Origin of the sequence: Phocaeicola vulgatus ATCC 8482, assembly GCF_000012825.1 — a bacterium.
Lineage (GTDB): Bacteria > Bacteroidota > Bacteroidia > Bacteroidales > Bacteroidaceae > Phocaeicola > Phocaeicola vulgatus.
Genome location: NC_009614.1, coordinates 4,082,797 through 4,101,652, shown reverse-complemented (window position 1 = coordinate 4,101,652; position 18,856 = coordinate 4,082,797). Strand labels below are relative to the sequence as shown.

The following is an 18,856-nucleotide window of genomic DNA, read 5'->3' as shown; positions in this document are numbered from 1 at the left end:
GTTGCAGGTCATTGATCAACCCTTTCCTGCCCTATGGTTAAGTCTTTTTATACGGATGTATTCTATCTCCATAGCCTTTGGAGTTAACTCCAAAGACTTGTGGAGATAAAACAAACAGGAAGAAAACCCTTAACCATAGGGCAGGAAAGGGTTAGGGATACGGATAAAACCTTTTAATGACGAATCCGGTTCCCAAGTCTTTTATGTATTCCTTACGGATAAACAGCCCCACTCAAATTCTACTGCTTCACGAAAGACCATAGGCAGCATTATTGCAAGATGGTTTCAGCAAAGATGGCTACGGAATCAATACATTCCGGATATAGAAATGATCCGTGACTTTCCTCAGCAAGACAAGAGCTTTCGATATACTTCGGCATCTTCCTCCGAGAAACAGCATACAATCACTTCTCCTTCATAGCCATGTGCCATTTCTTCCCCGATGGCATTCAATGCGATACGTGCCGCTTCTTCCTTGGGATAATGATATACGCCGGTACTGATACAGGGGAATGCAATGCTTTGGATGCCGTTCTCTTTCGCTAGTATGAAACTGGTATGATAGCATGATGCAAGTTTTTCGGCTTCTCCATGCATTCCCCCATGCCATACGGGTCCTACGGTATGAATCACTTTCCTGCATGGCAGGTTGTATGCATCGGTTATCTTGCTTTCCCCCGTCGGACAACCGCCCAATGTTTTGCATTCCGCTAACAACGCCGGGCCTGCAGCCCGATGGATAGCTCCATCTACACCACCGCCACCCAGCAACGAACAGTTGGCTGCATTTACAATGGCGTCGACTTTTAAAGTAGTGATATCGGCTACGGTAACATTTATCTTCTTCATTTTTCCTTTCTGTTTTTCTGTATTAAAACCTCTATACAAAGCTATATAATAAATTGGGGAATTATGCAGTTTGGCAGCAAATAAATCAATTATTCTCCTGTTTTGATATTCTTCCCTTTTCATTTTGAAAAGATTTTCTTTTGCTCTCTCTCTTTTCTTGTTGTTATATCTGTATATAAATCAGTTACTTATCTCCTGTTTGCCGGTAATGGCACACTATTGGCATATAGTGTGGCAGTTAACAATAGTATTAATTTAAAAAAGGAATTATGGATTTATTTTCAATCGGATTTGTGGTTTGTACCTTGAGCGGCATAGCTTGCTTTTGGCTTTTCTTTAAATGCATAGACTGGTTCGAGAAGATCTAAAAAAAGAAAGGAGAAACAAGTTATGTACACAGCATTATTTGTAGTTAGTTTGATTATGTTCGGCTATATGATGTATGTTCTCATCAAGCCGGAGAAGTTTTAAAAAAGTAAGTTAAGAAATAAAGAGTTATGAATACTGAAGTTTTAGGTGTTATAGCGCAAATTGTCTTAATGGTAGTGCTCAGCTATCCTTTGGGCAAATATATCGCTAAAGTTTATAAAGGTGAAAAGACTTGGTCGGATTTTATGAAGCCCGTTGAACGGGTTATGTTCAAACTGAGTGGTATCAATCCCAATGAGGAGATGAACTGGAAACAGTTTTTGAGAGCCTTGCTGGTGGTAAATCTATTTTGGTTCCTTTGGGGGATGGTACTGTTGGTTACACAAGGTGTGCTGCCGCTTAACCCGGATGGAAATGTCGGTCAGACTGCGCATCAGGCATTCAATACTTGTATCAGTTTCATGGTGAACTGCAACTTGCAACATTATAGCGGTGAAAGTGGGCTGACTTATTTTACTCAGCTATTCGTCATCATGCTCTTTCAGTTTATTACTGCCGCTACCGGTATGGCTGCCATGGCAGGTATAATGAAAGCGCTGGCTGCAAAGACTACTCAGACTATTGGCAATTTCTGGAACTATTTGGTATTAAGTTGTACCCGTGTCCTGTTGCCTCTTTCATTGGTCGTAGGCTTTATCCTGATTGTGCAAGGAACTCCGATGGGCTTTGACGGAAAAATGAAAGTGACCACCATGGAAGGAGCTACACAATATGTATCACAAGGCCCTACGGCGGCTATTGTCCCTATCAAACAATTGGGTACTAATGGTGGTGGTTATTTTGGTGTAAACTCTTCTCATCCATTGGAGAACCCTACCTATTTTGCCAATATGGTGGAATGTTGGTCTATCCTTATCATACCTATGGCGATGGCATTTGCATTCGGTTTCTATCTGAAACGTAAAAAATTGGGTTATAGTATATATGGTGTCATGCTGTTTGCCTATCTGGTAGGAGTTTGTATCAATGTGAGTCAGGAGATGGGTGGTAATCCACGTATTGACGAAATGGGGATAGCGCAGGATAATGGCGCGATGGAAGGTAAAGAAATACGTTTGGGCTCGGCCGCCACTGCTTTGTGGAGTATTACTACTACGGTTACTTCCAATGGTTCTGTCAATGGTATGCACGATTCAACAATGCCGCTTTCGGGTATGATGGAAATGCTGAACATGCAGATCAACACATGGTTTGGCGGTGTAGGTGTGGGATGGATGAACTACTTTACATTTATTATTATCGCCGTGTTCATCAGTGGGTTGATGGTAGGCCGTACACCGGAGTTCCTTGGTCATAAAGTAGAAGCACGTGAAATGAAGATTGCTTCCATTGTGGCACTACTTCATCCGTTTATCATTTTAGTTGGTACGGCATTGGCTGCTTATCTGTTTGTTCATGCGCCTGCATTTGTGGAAAGTGAAGGTGGCTGGCTGAACAATCCCGGATATCATGGTCTGAGTGAAATGCTTTATGAATACACCTCGTGTGCCGCCAATAATGGTTCCGGTTTTGAAGGACTGGGTGATAACACATGGTTTTGGAACTACTCTTGTGGTATTGTGCTGATATTAGGACGTTTTGTCCCGATTGTAGGTCAAGTGGCCATAGCAGGTATTCTGGCTAAGAAAAAATTTATTCCCGAAAGCGCCGGCACATTGCAAACCGATACAGTGACATTCGGTGTGATGACATTTGCGGTTATTTTTATTGTTGCCGCACTATCATTCTTCCCGGTACATGCATTAAGCACTATTGCCGAGCACTTGAGTTTATAATTCTGATAACAGACAACGATATTAATAGAAGATATGAAAGATAATAAATCAGCTTCTTTATTTCAGAAGGAGCAAGTCATTGACAGCATAAAACAATCATTCGTGAAGTTGAATCCGCGAGTGATGATTAAGAATCCGATTATGTTCACGGTAGAGGTTTGTACAGCTATTATGTTCTTGGTGATGCTCTACTCTATCGTTAATGATTCACAAGGCTCATTTATTTATAATTTATGGGTTTTCGTAATCCTGTTCATCACCTTGTTATTTGCTAATTTTGCTGAAGCTATTGCCGAAGCGCGCGGAAAAGCACAAGCCGATAGCCTGAGGAAGACTCGTGAGGAAACCCCTGCCAAATTGATTGTGAACGGGACTTTGAAAACTGTCAGTAGTTCCCGGTTAAAGAAAGGTGATATTTTTGTATGCGAGGCAGGAGATGTAATTCCTGCCGATGGCGAGATCATCGAAGGACTGGCGTCTATTGACGAAAGTGCCATCACAGGCGAATCCGCTCCTGTAATCCGTGAAGCAGGCGGTGACAAGAGTTCAGTAACAGGAGGTACAAAAGTATTGTCCGATCAGATAAAAGTAATGGTAAGCACCCAGCCGGGTGAAAGTTTCCTGGATAAGATGATTGCATTGGTGGAAGGCGCATCCCGCCAGAAAACACCGAATGAAATTGCATTGACTATCCTGTTGGCAGCATTTACATTGGTCTTTGTCATTGTGTGTATCACCCTTAAACCGTTTGCCGATTATACGGGAACTGTCATTACCATTGCTTCTTTTCTGTCCTTGTTTGTCTGCCTCATTCCTACCACTATCGGAGGATTGCTTTCGGCTATCGGTATCGCCGGGATGGATCGTGCTTTGCGTGCCAATGTCATAACCAAATCGGGTAAAGCAGTGGAAACAGCCGGAGATATAGATACGTTGCTTCTTGATAAAACAGGAACAATAACTATAGGAAACCGTAAAGCTACCCGTTTTTATCCGGCTCAGGGAGTGGATGAACATGCTTTCATCGAAGCCTGCCTGCTCTCATCTGTATCTGATGATACTCCGGAAGGCAAATCTATTATTGAACTGGGACGTGAATCGGGTTTACGGATGCGTAATTTGAATACCGATGGTGCTCATATGATAAAATTTACCGCCGAAACCAAATGCTCGGGTATTAACTTGAAGGATGGAACAGAAATCCGTAAAGGTGCATTTGATGCGATCCGCAAGATAGCTTTGTCTGCCGGAAACCCTTTCCCAAAAGAAACGGAAGATATCATTCAAACCATTACAAGTAATGGAGGTACTCCATTGGTGGTAAGTGTCAATAAGAAAATTGCCGGAGTAATAGAATTGCAGGATATCATAAAACCGGGTATTCAGGAACGTTTTGAACGTTTACGCAAGATGGGGGTAAAAACAGTCATGGTGACGGGAGATAACCCATTGACCGCCAAATATATTGCAGAGAAAGCCGGAGTAGACGACTTCATAGCCGAGGCTAAACCGGAGGATAAGATGGAGTATATCAAGAAAGAGCAGGCTGCCGGCAAACTGGTTGCCATGATGGGTGACGGAACAAATGATGCTCCTGCCCTTGCCCAAGCTAATGTGGGGGTTGCCATGAATAGCGGTACACAGGCTGCCAAGGAAGCAGGGAATATGGTGGATTTGGATAATGATCCTACCAAGCTGATAGAGATTGTCGAGATAGGTAAACAATTGCTGATGACACGTGGTACACTGACCACTTTCTCCATAGCCAATGATGTGGCCAAATATTTTGCCATTGTTCCTGCATTGTTCATGCTTTCCATTCCGGAACTGGCTGCATTGAATATTATGGGGCTGCATAGCCCTGAGAGTGCTATCTTGTCTGCGGTTATATTCAATGCCATCATTATTCCTATTCTGATTCCGCTGGCATTGAAAGGAGTTCAATACAAACCGATAGGAGCTTCCGCCTTGCTTCGTCGTAATCTTTTGATATATGGCATAGGTGGTGTTATTGCTCCTTTTGTGGGTATTAAATTAATAGATTTAGTAGTAGGATTATTCTTTTAACAAGTAAACGACAATGAAAAATTTTATAAAGTCATTCAGACTTACCTTAGTCTTTTGTGTGTTTTTCTCAGTATGCTATATACTAGTCTTATGGATTTTCGCTCAATTTGCCGGACCTAATTCCGGCAATGCCGAGGTGGTGGAACTTAACGGAAAAGTGGTAGGTGCCGCCAATGTGGGACAATCATTTACGGAAGATATCTATTTCTGGGGACGTCCTTCATGTGCCGGAGATGGTTATGATGCAACCAGTTCGGCCGGTAGCAATAAAGGCCCTACCAATGCAGAATACTTGGCTGAAGTAGAAGCGCGGATTGATACATTTTTAAAGCATCATCCTTACTTGAGCCGTAAGGAAGTACCTGCCGAAATGGTCACAGCCAGCGGTTCCGGGCTGGATCCTGACATCACTCCGGACTGCGCATACGTGCAGGTACAACGTGTGGCTAAAGCTCGCGGAATGAGTGAGGAAACTGTAAAAGCTATTGTAGATAAAGCTGTGGAAAAACCGTTTATGGGCATATTCGGTACAGAGAAGGTGAATGTATTAAAACTGAATGCTGCTTTAGAAAAGGCAAAATAATAAAAAATATATAGTCATTAAATTAGGAAGATGTGCGTCATGAAAAAGAGAAGTTTCCTGGATACCGAGAGCCTGTCGGCTCTAGAAGCTGTGGCTATCATTGTATTGTTCTTTGCTTTGATAACATGGATTCTTGATCTTTGACGTGCATCACCCTATTGAATGATGCATCTTGATTCAGAAAAACTCAAAATGGATATTTCCTTTCAGACAATAAGAAGGAAATAGTATAAATATGTAAAACACGAATATTGATTAGTTTAATTTTTTAAGATGAAAAAGAATTTGAAAAAAGTGGTCTTGGTGCTGGCTCTACTGTTGCCTGGAGTGATAAAAGCACAAGAATTTAACGTAACGGCTAAGGCGGATTTTGTAAGTGATTACATTTGGCGTGGCGCTTACCAGAATTCAGGATTCTCTGTACAGCCTACATTAGGATTATCTTACGGCAATCTTTCTTTGTCTGCTTGGGGGAGTCAGAGCCTGACCAAGACAGACGGTGCACAAGAGTTTGACATCAATTTGAGTTATACCATTGGCGGTTTAGGTATTACAGTGACCGACTATTGGTGGAATGGCATCACCATGCCCTACGGGGATTATAAACATGATCATCATTTTGAAGGAACATTAGCTTATAATTTCGGCGAGAACTTTCCTCTGACCTTGAGCTGGTCTACCATGTTTGCGGGAGGAGACGATAACAAAGACGGTGATCGTGCTTATTCCACTTATATCAATGCTTCTTATAATATTGCTTGCCCGGCAGAAATTACGCTCACTCCTTCCGTTGGTTTCACTCCCTGGAAAGGAATGTATGATGCTGATGGTGCTGCTTTTACAGATATTGCTTTAAAAGCTTCCAAGAACATTAATATTACAGATCATTTTTCTTTGCCTTTGTTTGTACAGGCTATTGTTTCGCCCTCATTTGACAAAACTTATCTGATAGCCGGATTAAGTATTGGGTTTTAAATATGTGATTTTTTTAACAAAAGGAAGTGTCAAAACGAAACCGGACTATCCAATCGTTAACTGTAGGGGCAGGGTTTGTCTGCCCGGAGACACAAAGCAAACTGTTTTCGGGCGAGCGAACCTCGCCCCTACGAACGAAACGACAGCATTATCCACGTTTTGACAACCTTTTTTTGTTGTATAGAGTGACTTATCCTTTTTTGAGTCTTGCCGGACGTGGTATTTTTGTTCAAAGAGTTACCACGTGGAGAATGGAGTATGGCAAAAACTAAAGATAGTTTTGTATCTCTTTAATGTTATTCAACTTAATAAAGTGGGAGTGCGTTACTTCTCCTTCATACTGTTCGTGTGCCCAAGTGACATGATGAGGTACATAGGCTGCATAACCTCCGAGTTCCAATATGGGAATAATATCCGACTTTATCGAGTTACCTATCATCAGTAAATTTTCTGCCTTACACCCTAAATGATCAAGCAATCTTTTATAATCCGCATTTTTCTTGTCGCTCATTATTTCTATGTGGCAAAAGTATTCTTGTAGTCCGGACGCAGAAATCTTTCTTTTTTGATCGAACAAATCACCTTTGGTGGCCAATACTAATTTATAATTTTCGTGCAAGGCTGATATGACTTCTTGCACACCGTCCAATAATGTGATTGGTCTTTGCAGAAGTTCCTGACCTGATCGGAGGATTTCTTTTACGAGATTGAGGTCTCCTTCTCCATTAGTAACTTTGCAAATGGTTTCAATCATGCAAAGCAGCATTCCTTTCAGTCCATAACCATAGATATGCAGATTTTTTATTTCTGTCTTGAACAATTCTTCTGATACGGAAGGAGCCGGTGAATATTTCCTCAGAAGATGACAAAATTTGTGTTCCAACTCTTGAAAATAAAGTTCATTTTCCCAAAGAGTGTCATCGGCATCAAAAGCGATAAATTCTATCTTATTTTTCATGTTTTATTATTAGAATAGGAAGAGGGAGCAAATCATATCATAATGTATTGTTTTGTCCGTCTTTTACGTTCTGTATAAATTCGGCAACATTTCGTCCATCCACCAAGCCATGGTGGACACTGATGGATATAGGGAGCAAAAGTTTCTTTTTTTCTTGTATCAGCTTACCTATAGAAATTTTGGGTATAGAATCTCCTGTTTGAATTGAACCGGCATGTTTCATCTCGGAAAAGGCAAACCAAGGCAGAGCCGAATAACGGATGACATCCGCTCTTGCTGTGTCCTTGGAAAAAGAAAGTCCGGTACTGTTTTTTACTCTATGTATTTCCTTTTCTGCATTTTCAATAAATAAAGAAAGATCTGTGTCATACTCAAAAAATCCAAAGCCAAAAGTTCCGTCCTCTCTTCCGATAGTGGGCGAAATATTGATTTTATCATATTCTACTACTTCTCCGTTTTCTATACGTAATTTGAATGCAGTAGTCGCATTGATACATTTCAATAGGAAGTGCACAGAATAAAGAAAAAAAGAAACTTCCATATTTTTACTTTGTTGATATATGCTTGTGAAATCAACAGTCATGGTAATTCCCCAAAAAGGGTCATCGAGAGCCGAGAAGAATTTAAAATGCTCTTTTCTATTCCAATTGTCCAGGTTAATAACTCGCTTCATTTTCTATTTACTCTGTTTTTCTTTTATGTGTATTATTTCTGTTACAACTATTTTAACGATAAAACGTATTGTTGCAAATATACAAAAAGTATTTTAACAGAGATGTTCTTTGTTTGCTTTAAATCCATTTTATTATCTCCTGTTCTGTGTTAAAGTTAAGAATGGATAACAGCAACTATTTTAAAAGGTTATTCAGGACTGGTAATCAACTATATGTCTATTTTTGTTTATAAGGGAAAGAATTCTATTAAATTCATAAGTCAGTTTTTTGTGTGGATAACAATGTAGGTGATGGAATTGGCAATAAAGTATAAATCGCTATAAGGATAAAATAATATTTTATTTAATCAAAAACAAAAGCAACAAATACCTGTCGGGCAAATTTGTTGCTTCTGTTTATTCAAGAAGGTCACATGACAAAAGAGTCTTGTAATTGAGTTTGTTTTATTACATCAAATTTTTCTGATGGAATATCTAGAAAGGCTTTGCACAGTGTCATTAATGCCTTTTCTCTATCTTGTTCCCGTACCAGCACTGAAAGATTGTGAGTGCTGCTGCCATATGAAATCATGCATACCGGCATCTCTTTCAGCGTTTCTATAATTCTGGCTTCCAACCCTGTATGCTTTTCCCAATTTAGATCGCCAATAACGCTGACCACAGACATTTCTGTTTCCATTCCTATTTCCGCATACTTATGTAATTCACGATATATCAGGCGTAATGTGTCGTTGCTACATTTCACAGCCAATGAAACACTCACATTAGAGGAAGTCGCTAAATAGACAGGAACCTTATATTTCTCGAACACATCAAATACTTTTCCAATAAATAGATAAGAAGTAAGAACCCCTAACGAACGAAGTTTGACAAAGACCACACCTCTGCGTGAAACAGCAGCTTTTACTTTTGTTCCTGTTTTTTCTGATGATATCCGTAATGTATCTTCCGGTGTTTTTATCAATACAATGGCCATACCGACGGTGCGCGCCAGCAGAATACATTCCGGATGAAGCAATGCAATGCCGCTATCAATAAAATTCTCGGCTTCACCGTATGTAAGAGTCCGAGTATGTTCCATACCTTGGAAACAAATTTCATCAGAACGTAAGGATGTTATAATTTCATCCGCATGGAATACAGCCCCGATAACAGTGGCATAATACTCATTTCCTATTTGTGGGAATAAATCCACTTCATCATATGCATTTTTACACAAACGGCTTTGGGTAATAAGAATGGGGACATCGGGACAGGCTTTCATCAGTTCTTCTACATTTTTTTTCACATACTTTATATCCGGTTTCCGATCAAGCCCTAGCCGCATGAAATGACATGAGTTCAAGATGAAGTTCTTTTTCGTACATTCTTCTAAATAATGTGACAGAATAAGAGAGGATATCATTGCTCCGTGAGCCATAATCTCATGATCGTCAATGATGTTCGGATTTTCATTACATAAACGGGAAATTTGATCGATGTGTACTTTTATTTCTTTGGCAGCTTCTGCTTTCTGCATTTCGGAGGAAAGAAGATTGTCCAGCCAATTTCCACAATCATTCTCGAAATCCTGCAATTGATTCATAACCTTTTCGATATCGAGATGGAATAAAGAAATAGAAACAGCTTGCAGCTTTTGGGCAATGCCGGTAAAAGTGTCGAGCACTATAATAGAACGTTCGTTCATGCTAATTACTTCAGTCCGATGTTTCAGTTCGGCAGCAGATTTAATATTTTCTAAATTATATACTTTCATTTTTGTATTGCATTTTATTCTTTTCGAGTTTCTTTTTCATTTTAACAGGCAAATTTCCATATTGGAAAGCTATATTCTTACTAGTTTCATCTTTATTAGTTTGTTAATCAGTTGTTTATTATTGTTTGCTCGCTACCTTTTCTATAAGTTGATAGCGTTATACTCTGTATAAATCAAAATCGATGCCATTACAAAAATTGCACTTTTATCTTTCGGCTATTTCATTTCCCATTTTAGAAAAAAGGCTTTCATATTGAAAATGTATAAACTAATTGACAAGTATATATCATATTGATAATAAGATATTTAAGTTGGTGGTATGACTTTTGTCATCTAACTGAAAAAAAGAATTATATAAAAATGAAATTGTATATCATATCAAACAGACTGCCCGTGAAGGCTGTCGCAGAACAAGATACCTTTGTTTTCTCACGTAGTGAAGGAGGTCTGACAACGGGCCTAAATTCCCTACAAGGCAATTACGAGAAACATTGGGTGGGGTGGCCCGGAATCTGTACAGACAAAGAGGAAGAAAAACAGGATATCTGTCACCGGTTGGAGGAAATGAATCTCCATCCCATATTTTTATCCGATGAGCAATATAAGAACTATTATGAGGGATACAGTAACAGTACCCTGTGGCCTTTATGTCACTATTTCTTTGCCTATACATTATATAGAAAGAGTTTCTGGCAATCTTACCAAGAGGTTAACGCTTTGTTTTGTCGGGAAATCATCCGCCTTGTGGAACCGGATGATTGGGTCTGGGTACAAGATTATCAGTTGATGTTACTTCCGGAAATGCTCCGCCAAGAGCTTCCCCGGTTGCATATCGGCTATTTCCATCACATTCCGTTTCCATCTTATGAGTTATTCCGAATTCTGCCTGAACGTGCCGAAATACTGAAAGGATTGTTAGGAGCCGATTTTATCGCATTTCATACACATGACTATATGCGTCATTTCATCAGCGCGGCCGAACGGGTACTCCATATGGATTTCAGTTTGGATGAAACCCGGATAGGCAGTCGCATTGTGCGCGTTGATGCACTTCCGATGGGGATAAATTATGACCTTTACCACAATGTGTCACAACAAAAAAATGTTTGGAAAGCTATAGAACGAACCCGTCTCTTGTTTGGCAAACATAAACTTATCCTATCGGTAGACCGTTTGGATTATAGTAAAGGCATTTTGCACCGTCTTTATGGATTTGCCTCTTTTTTGGAACACCATCCCGAATATCATGGCAAGGTAACACTGGCTATGGTCATAGTTCCTTCACGTGATCATGTAGGCAGTTATGCCGAATTGAAAACCCGGATTGACGAGGAAATAGGTTCTATCAACGGACGATATTCTACAATGAACTGGACTCCGGTCTGCTATTTTTATCATGGTTTCTCATTCGAAGAATTGGCTGCCATGTATTTTATAGCTGATATTGCATTAGTCACTCCTTTGCGTGACGGAATGAACTTGGTTGCCAAAGAGTATATTGCTGTCAAGCAAGACAATCCCGGTGTATTGGTCTTAAGTGAAATGGCCGGTGCCGCTGTGGAACTGACCGACGCCTTGCTGGTTAATCCCAATGATACGGAGCAGATAGAAAATGCCATTTGCCGGGCATTGGAAATGCCGTTTGAAGAACAGAAAGAACGGATGCACCGTATGCAGTCTATTGTATCCGTACAGACTGTCAATAAATGGGCTGCCGATTTTGTAAATGAATGGCAGGAAGTGGCACACAAAAACAAAACCATGCTTCTTAAGAAGATAGGATCACAGAATATGCAGGAAATTCAGCATCAATACTTACATGCTAAAAAGCGTTTGATTTTATTGGATTATGACGGGACGCTGGTTCCTTTTCAGAAAAGGCCGGAAGATGCCTCTCCTACTCCGCAATTGCTGGATACATTGCAGAAACTGACTGCCGACCCCTTGAATCATGTGGTAATAAACAGCGGACGTGACCATTTTACTTTAGAGAAATGGTTGGGTGCACTACCTATTTCCTTTGCAGCCGAACATGGGGCCTTTTATAAAGAGAATGGTGTATGGCACAAGAATGTACACGCGCAGGAATGGAGCCCCGGATTACTTTCTATATTAAAATTATTTGTCAGCAAGACTCCTCGCTCCCATCTTGAAGTCAAAGAAACGGCACTTGCCTGGCATTATCGTGAGACCGATGCATGGTTGGGCAGATTACGTGCGCAACAGTTGGTCAATTCCTTGATATCTATTTGCTTGAAACAGAATTTGCAAATCATGCAAGGTAATAAGGTGATAGAAATAAAATCTCCCGAATTTACCAAAGGTTCAGAAGTAAACAGGCTTTTGCTTGCCACCCGATATGATTTTATCCTGGCAATGGGAGATGATACCACGGATGATGATATGTTTAAAGCCCTGCCTGTTACTGCTGTGACTGTAAAGATTGGTACAGCATCCGAGAGTGCACGTTACAATCTGCCCGTACAGACAGACACCTTGCCGTTTTTACAACGGCTGACAGATAAAAGCGTGGTGAAAGCAGCCTTGAAAAGTGGTTTGAAAGGGCAGCTATCATCGGCTATAGATTTTTTAAAACGGATAATAAACCACTAACATTACAAAAAAATAACCATGGACAATTTGAATTACGGTGTAATCGGTAATTGCTGCACAGCCGCACTGATTTCCGAAAAAGGAAATATTGAATGGCTATGTTTTCCAAATTTTGATTCACCTTCTATTTTTGCAGCTCTTCTGGATCGTGAAAAAGGCGGGACTTTTGTTTTTGAAGTTTCAGAAGACTATCACACCATCCAATCGTATGTTCCCCATACCAATATTCTTTCCACTACTTTTGTGTCAGAGCAAGACGAATTTGCGGTAGTCGACTTTATGCCTTGTTATGAGTTATATGATAATAAGGAATATTATCGTCCGGCTGAGGTCTATCGTTATATTCACTGGATTAAAGGTCGTCCCCGCATTAAAGTCAATTACCATCCGGCTTCCGACTATGCTCGTGGAAAAGCGTTTTTTAATGTAACTTCCCGGTATATTGAAACCTATTCTTCTTCTAACAACAAGGACAGACAATATCTGTATTCCTCTTTGCCGTTGCAAGGTATTGTAAACCATCAGGAATTTATATTAGAGAAAGATGAATTTTTTCTTCTGTCATACAATGAAAAGGTGATTCCTGTTGATATAGAGCGTGAGAAACTGGAGTATTGCCGCACGTTGGTTTATTGGTTGAACTGGACGGATCGTACAAGAAAGTTCACTATTTACAACGATATAATAGAGCGTAGCTTACTCACCCTGAAGATGATGTCTTTTTATAATGGCGCAGTATTAGCCTCTCTTACTACCAGCCTGCCCGAAGCTGTGGGAGAAGTACGTAATTGGGATTACCGTTTTTGTTGGTTGCGGGATGCCTCCATGTCCATAGAGACTCTTTTCAAGATAGGTCATGCCGATGCAACCCGCAAATTCATGAAATTCATACAATCTACTTTTGTTGCCGAGCATGACACTTATCAAATAATGTATGGCATTCGTGGGGAAAGGAAATTGACTGAAGTTATACTCGACCATCTTTCAGGATATAAAAACTCCCAACCGGTGCGTATCGGCAATGATGCTTATCATCAAAGGCAGAATGATTCATTCGGCTATCTGATGGACTTGATTTACCAATATTACCGGTTGATGCCAGGTACATTGGATGAAATAGAAGATATGTGGGAAATGGTGAAAAGTATTATGACGACTGTGATGGAAGATTGGAGAAAGCCTGATAAAGGAATTTGGGAGATACGGGGCGAAGGACAGCATTTCGTTTCGTCCAAAGTGATGTGTTGGGTTGCTTTGGACAGAGGAGCCCGCATAGCCCGTATTCTGAATAAATATGAGAATAGCCGACGTTGGGAAGAAGAAGCTGATGCAATTAAAGCGGATGTTATGAGAAACGGATGGAAGGAAGAAATACAAAGTTTTTCACAAGCATACGGCAATCTGGATTTGGACTCTTCTTTACTGTTAATGGAACCTTATGGATTTATAGATGCTGATGATATTCGTTATCATAAAACAGTGAAAGCCGTCAAGCAATCCTTATTACACAAAGGATTGATGTACCGCTATAATACTCATGATGATTTTGGCTGTCCTTCTTCGGCCTTTACCATCTGTACATTTTGGCTGATTCGTGCACTTTATGTCATCGGGGAAAAAGACGAAGCACGCTGTCTGTTCGATGAAATTTTGCAATATTCAAACCATTTGGGTCTGTTCAGTGAAGATATTGATTTCGAAACAAAAGAACAATTGGGTAATTTCCCACAAGCTTATTCTCATCTGGCACTGGTAAATACTGCTGTGTTATTTGCGGAAGAAGATAAAAGGCTAATCTTTAAATAAGGAAAAATTTGGAGAAGGACTGATAATCCGGTATCTTCGTACAATTAAAATCAGGAAAATGCGTATAACAAAAAAACGGAGTCCAAGGTTAATCTTGCAGTCTTTAGTAAAAAACGGATATCCATATATTATTATATGTATATGGTGTGTGTTGTCTGGCGGATGTGTTCAGAATAAATCCCAAGATTCATTGAAAACATTAAAAACAGAAATTCGACATATTATTAAAGATAAGAAAGCAACTATAGGAGTGGCTTTGATACTGGATGGAGAAGATACGCTGGCCATAAATAATGCCGAAAAATATCCCATGATGAGCGTTTATAAGTTTCATCAGGCATTGGCTGTATGTGATTACCTGCAAAAACGGCATATTCCACTTTCCACTTCCCTATATCTTGATAAAAAATATTTCAAACCGGATACATACAGCCCTTTGCGTGATAAATATCCCCAAGGCAATTTAGAACTTCCGATTAGTGAACTTTTAGTTTATACAATGCAGTCAAGTGACAATGTAGCCTGTGATATCTTATTCGATTATATAGGTGGTGTAAACGTGGTGGATGAATACATTCATTCATTGGGAATAAACGATGTTTCCATAACTGCTACCGAAGATGAGATGCATCAAGGCATGGATGATTGTTACAAAAACTGGACAACACCAATGGAAGCAGCCAATCTATTGGAACTTTTTATGACTCAAGATTTCATGAGAAATGAATATACAGATTTTCTAAAGCATATTATGATAGAGTGTGGGACAGGCAAAGACAGACTGCCTGCTTCCCTTCCCGAAAGTGAAGTCAAGATAGGACATAAGACAGGAACTTCCGATAAGAATGACCGGGGAGAATACATTGGCATCAATGACATTGGCTTTGTAATTCTACCTGATGGAAGCCGATACGTAGTAGCTGTATTTGTTAAAGACTCAAAAGAAAATATGGAAACGAATGCTAAAATAATCTCTGATATTTCGGCTGCTGTTTACCGATATGCCGGGAATCGTTAAAATAGTGCTGTTTTGCACTATCTATAAAGACAAGAATGTTATAAATATAATATTATGGATTATCACATCATTAAAATATCTAGAAATAAAAAGCAATATCTGGACTTATTATTGCTTGGGGATGAACAGGAAACAATGATAGACCGGTATCTGGAGCGTGGTGACTTGTTTGTATTGGAAGATAATGGGATAAAAGCCGTGGGCGTTGTAACAAAAGAAGGTCCGGAAATTTGTGAATTGAAGAATATAGCGGTTACCCCTATTGCCCAGCGACAAGGATATGGTAGAAAACTAATAAACCACCTGATAAACCATTATTCAAAAGAATATACTCAGATGATAGTGGGAACAGGAGACGTTCCCGGTGTTCTTGCATTTTATAAAAGTTGCGGCTTTGAATATTCTCATTGTATAAAAGGTTTTTTCACGGAGAACTACGATCATCCCATTATTGACAATGGGGTTTTACTAAAAGATATGATTTATTTGAAACGTAAAATAGGTTTTTAAAAGAGTGGAAAAAGATCAAATACTGAAATATCTCCTAAATTTAAACATTGTTTTCTATCGTTTTTCAATGAAATAGGTGTATCTTTGCACTATGTTAAAAACTCGTATATCGGATTTGGTGTCGTAAACAATCTGTTCTCATAAATAGATTGTTTATTCGTGTATTCTCGGGATATTTTTTCGAGAGCAATTTCATATTACTATAATTTTATTTTTTAATTACACAGGGAGTATGGCTATGCTTTCAGTGTATGTTTAATATATTACGATAATGAATAATGACAACAATACAATTCTAGGATTCGATGTAAATTTGATTTGTGATTTTTTCTTAAATACGGAGCGACAAGGACCCGGAAGTCCCGAAGTAACTCTTAAAGCATTAAGCTTTATAGATAATCTTACCAACAAATCCCTTATTGCCGATCTCGGTTGTGGAACAGGGGGCCAGACAATGATCTTGGCACAACATGTACCGGGGAAGATTACAGGCATCGACTTTTTCCCGGGATTCATTGAACGTTTCAACAAGAATGCCGAGAAACTGAATCTCCAGAATAGGGTGAAAGGCATAGTCGGTTCGATGGATGACCTTTCTTTTGAAAAGGACTCTTTGGACTTGATCTGGTCGGAAGGAGCCATTTATAATATCGGCTTTGAACGAGGCTTGAAAGAGTGGCGCAACTATTTGAAACCGGGAGGATACCTTGCCGTTTCTGAAAGTGTCTGGTTTACCGATCAACGCCCGGCAGAAATTCATGATTTCTGGATGAGTGCTTATACGGAAATAGATACGGTTCCCAACAAAGTAGCCCAGATACAAAAAGCAGGATATATTCCGGTTGCGACATTCATTCTTCCGGAGAATTGCTGGATAGAACATTATTTTGCTCCTCAAGCTAAAGCCGAGGAAATATTCAGAAGAAAACATGCAGGAAGCAGAATCGTAGAAGAATTGATAACATCCAATCATCATGAGGCTGAGCTATATAGTAAGTATAAAGCATATTATGGCTATGCATTCTTTATCTGCAAAAAAGGATTCTCACTGAGAAGGTGAGCGAATGACGATACAAAGAAGTATAAAAAGTGATTAACTCGGTTTAATAGAATAAATGATTCAACTTACTTTTAGGGAGCTTTTTCAGTCTCCCTAAAAGTCTTTATTATAAACGAGAATATAAAGCAAAATACTTCCAAAACGGTGCAGCCATCAATGATTGTTTCACCTCATCATTCAATAACAACGCTTTTACTTCTTCTTCATCCAGCAAATGCACTGTCAGATCTTCAGTTTCTTCCAAATGCTGGGTAGAGATTCGTTCTACCTCCGTAGCCAGATAACAATGAGTGATATTTGTCATGGTGCTGGCATTTGCTGAAATAGTCATAAGTTTTGTCCAATTTCCATTGCCATACCCTGTTTCTTCGTACAATTCGCGTTGGGCAGAAAGCAAAGGTTCTTCTCCGGTTTCACAAACTCCGGCGCAAATTTCATAACGTGTTTCTTTTATTCCGTGACGGTATTGGCGTACTAATACGAATTTACCCTCTTTGGTGATAGCAATTACATTTACCCAATCAGGATATTCCAAAATATAATATTCAGGAATTTCAACTCCTGTAGGTAGTTTAACCCGGTCACGGCGTGCGGTCAGCCAAGGGCGGCGGATAAGATATTCACTTTCAATAATCTCCCATTTTCTATCGTCTGTGCTCATATAATAAGTTTTTTGTTTTATATTCTACATTATAAAATTTATTCTTGCCAGTGGCTTAATTGATTATACCGGCAAAGGTACATTAATCCATTTGCATTAACTATAACACTCCCATTCTTTTTGAAGAAATTCAGGAATGAATTATGTAAATGATGAAAAGACTTTAGCTAACTTTGCAGACAATGATAAATTTTATTCAGACAGAATGGAAAATAGAATAAGTCCGGAGTCTTCTCTATGGAATCCTTGGCATGGCTGCCATAAGCTAAGTACAGGTTGCCGGCATTGTTATGTATATCGCGGAGATAGTAAACATGGGAAAGACAGTTCCATAATAACCAAAACCGGACAATTCAATCTGCCCGTGCGACGGAAAAAGGATAAGACTTACAAGATCCCTTCCGGCAATCTTGTCTATACTTGTTTTACCTCCGATTTTCTGATAGAAGAAGCCGATGAATGGCGTATAGAAGCATGGAAAATGATGCGGGAACGATACGATCTTCATTTCTTGTTTATAACTAAACGCATAGACCGGCTCGGCCAATGTCTGCCTCCGGATTGGGGGGACGGGTATGATAATGTTACCATTTGTTGCACCATGGAAAATCAAGACAGAGTGGATTACCGTCTTCCTCTTTATAAAGCAGCTCCTGTAAAGCATAAAATCATTATCTGTGAACCGTTGTTGTCCGCTATAAACTTCAAGGGAGAACTCGGTACATGGGTAGAACAGATTGTGGTAGGTGGAGAATCGGGCAAAGAAGCGCGTATATGTAATTATGACTGGGTATTGGACATTCGTCGGCAATGTATAGAAAATAATATAAGCTTTTGGTTTAAACAAACCGGATACAGATTACTAAAAGGAGAACGTGAATATAAAATAGCCCGTCAATTTCAACATACACAAGCTAGAAAAGCAGGAATAAACTATTCTGGGAAATCTAACGGCAATAATTATAGTGATTAAGAAAGTGTTTCATTTTGAAAGAGCCCCCTTTTCATTTTGGTAAGCTTTAGTCTTTGATGACACGCTTATGGCATTGTAGCTAAGCCGTTTGTTTTATTGGTATATTCTTTGCCTGTTATAAAAGGACTGATATTAAATATGCGGAAAATT

General features: G+C 39.5%; 16 protein-coding genes. 11 read left to right on the top strand and 5 right to left on the bottom strand.

Annotated features, from left to right (window positions below; all coding sequences use genetic code 11):
• Positions 1-345: 345 nt before the first annotated feature.
• On the bottom strand, positions 346-972 hold the full coding sequence (locus BVU_RS16435) for an O-acetyl-ADP-ribose deacetylase (RefSeq protein ID WP_012055619.1): 627 nt from the start codon (positions 970-972) through the stop codon (positions 346-348).
• Positions 973-1,239: 267 nt separating this feature from the next.
• On the opposite strand from BVU_RS16435, the gene BVU_RS21805 reads away from it, so the two are divergent.
• From BVU_RS21805 to BVU_RS16415, 5 genes are all read left to right on the top strand, one after another.
• A complete protein-coding gene (locus BVU_RS21805; RefSeq protein ID WP_074783379.1) occupies positions 1,240-1,320 on the top strand; it encodes a potassium-transporting ATPase subunit F in 81 nt (26 codons plus the stop codon).
• A 26-nt stretch (positions 1,321-1,346) separates the two neighbouring features.
• Complete coding sequence (kdpA, locus tag BVU_RS16430) at positions 1,347-3,053, top strand: potassium-transporting ATPase subunit KdpA (RefSeq protein ID WP_005841245.1); 1,707 nt, start codon at positions 1,347-1,349, stop codon at positions 3,051-3,053.
• 33 nt (positions 3,054-3,086) lie between these two features.
• Positions 3,087-5,120 carry a potassium-transporting ATPase subunit KdpB gene (gene kdpB / locus BVU_RS16425; protein ID WP_005841244.1) on the top strand — a complete coding sequence of 678 codons (2,034 nt, stop codon included), beginning with the start codon at positions 3,087-3,089 and terminating at the stop codon, positions 5,118-5,120.
• Between the two features lie 13 nt (positions 5,121-5,133).
• The gene (locus tag BVU_RS16420) at positions 5,134-5,703 is read left to right on the top strand and encodes a K(+)-transporting ATPase subunit C (protein WP_012055618.1); all 570 of its coding nucleotides are present in this window, start codon (positions 5,134-5,136) and stop codon (positions 5,701-5,703) included.
• A 273-nt stretch (positions 5,704-5,976) separates the two neighbouring features.
• Positions 5,977-6,678, top strand: a complete 702-nt coding sequence (locus BVU_RS16415; protein ID WP_005841238.1) for a hypothetical protein — start codon at positions 5,977-5,979, stop codon at positions 6,676-6,678.
• A gap of 268 nt (positions 6,679-6,946) precedes the next feature.
• Here the strand turns inward: BVU_RS16415 and BVU_RS16410 are convergent, their stop codons facing one another.
• The 3 genes from BVU_RS16410 to BVU_RS16400 form a co-directional block, all read right to left on the bottom strand.
• Positions 6,947-7,636, bottom strand: a complete 690-nt coding sequence (locus BVU_RS16410; protein WP_005841236.1) for an HAD family hydrolase — start codon at positions 7,634-7,636, stop codon at positions 6,947-6,949.
• 37 nt (positions 7,637-7,673) lie between these two features.
• Positions 7,674-8,309, bottom strand: a complete 636-nt coding sequence (locus BVU_RS16405) for a chloramphenicol acetyltransferase (protein ID WP_005841234.1) — start codon at positions 8,307-8,309, stop codon at positions 7,674-7,676.
• Between the two features lie 409 nt (positions 8,310-8,718).
• Entirely contained in the window at positions 8,719-10,065 is a 1,347-nt protein-coding gene (locus BVU_RS16400) for an ACT domain-containing protein (protein WP_005845093.1), read from the bottom strand.
• A gap of 360 nt (positions 10,066-10,425) precedes the next feature.
• Between BVU_RS16400 and BVU_RS16395 the strand changes: the two genes are divergently transcribed.
• From BVU_RS16395 to BVU_RS16375, 5 genes are all read left to right on the top strand, one after another.
• On the top strand, positions 10,426-12,678 hold the full coding sequence (locus tag BVU_RS16395) for a bifunctional alpha,alpha-trehalose-phosphate synthase (UDP-forming)/trehalose-phosphatase (RefSeq protein ID WP_012055616.1): 2,253 nt from the start codon (positions 10,426-10,428) through the stop codon (positions 12,676-12,678).
• An 18-nt stretch (positions 12,679-12,696) separates the two neighbouring features.
• Positions 12,697-14,484 (top strand): glycoside hydrolase family 15 protein, encoded by a 1,788-nt coding sequence (locus BVU_RS16390; protein WP_012055615.1) that lies wholly within the window; start codon positions 12,697-12,699, stop codon positions 14,482-14,484.
• Between the two features lie 58 nt (positions 14,485-14,542).
• Positions 14,543-15,502 (top strand): class A beta-lactamase, subclass A2, encoded by a 960-nt coding sequence (gene bla / locus BVU_RS16385; protein ID WP_005845086.1) that lies wholly within the window; start codon positions 14,543-14,545, stop codon positions 15,500-15,502.
• Positions 15,503-15,556: 54 nt separating this feature from the next.
• The gene (locus tag BVU_RS16380; protein WP_005845083.1) at positions 15,557-16,012 is read left to right on the top strand and encodes a GNAT family N-acetyltransferase; all 456 of its coding nucleotides are present in this window, start codon (positions 15,557-15,559) and stop codon (positions 16,010-16,012) included.
• A 271-nt stretch (positions 16,013-16,283) separates the two neighbouring features.
• Positions 16,284-17,072: a class I SAM-dependent methyltransferase gene (locus BVU_RS16375; RefSeq protein WP_005845080.1), complete on the top strand. Its 789-nt coding sequence runs from the start codon at positions 16,284-16,286 to the stop codon at positions 17,070-17,072.
• A 106-nt stretch (positions 17,073-17,178) separates the two neighbouring features.
• Here BVU_RS16375 and BVU_RS16370 read toward each other — a convergent pair whose 3' ends face one another.
• On the bottom strand, positions 17,179-17,733 hold the full coding sequence (locus BVU_RS16370; RefSeq protein WP_005845078.1) for an NUDIX hydrolase: 555 nt from the start codon (positions 17,731-17,733) through the stop codon (positions 17,179-17,181).
• Positions 17,734-17,938: 205 nt separating this feature from the next.
• Between BVU_RS16370 and BVU_RS16365 the strand changes: the two genes are divergently transcribed.
• A complete protein-coding gene (locus BVU_RS16365) occupies positions 17,939-18,706 on the top strand; it encodes a DUF5131 family protein (RefSeq protein WP_032935062.1) in 768 nt (255 codons plus the stop codon).
• Positions 18,707-18,856: the final 150 nt, after the last annotated feature.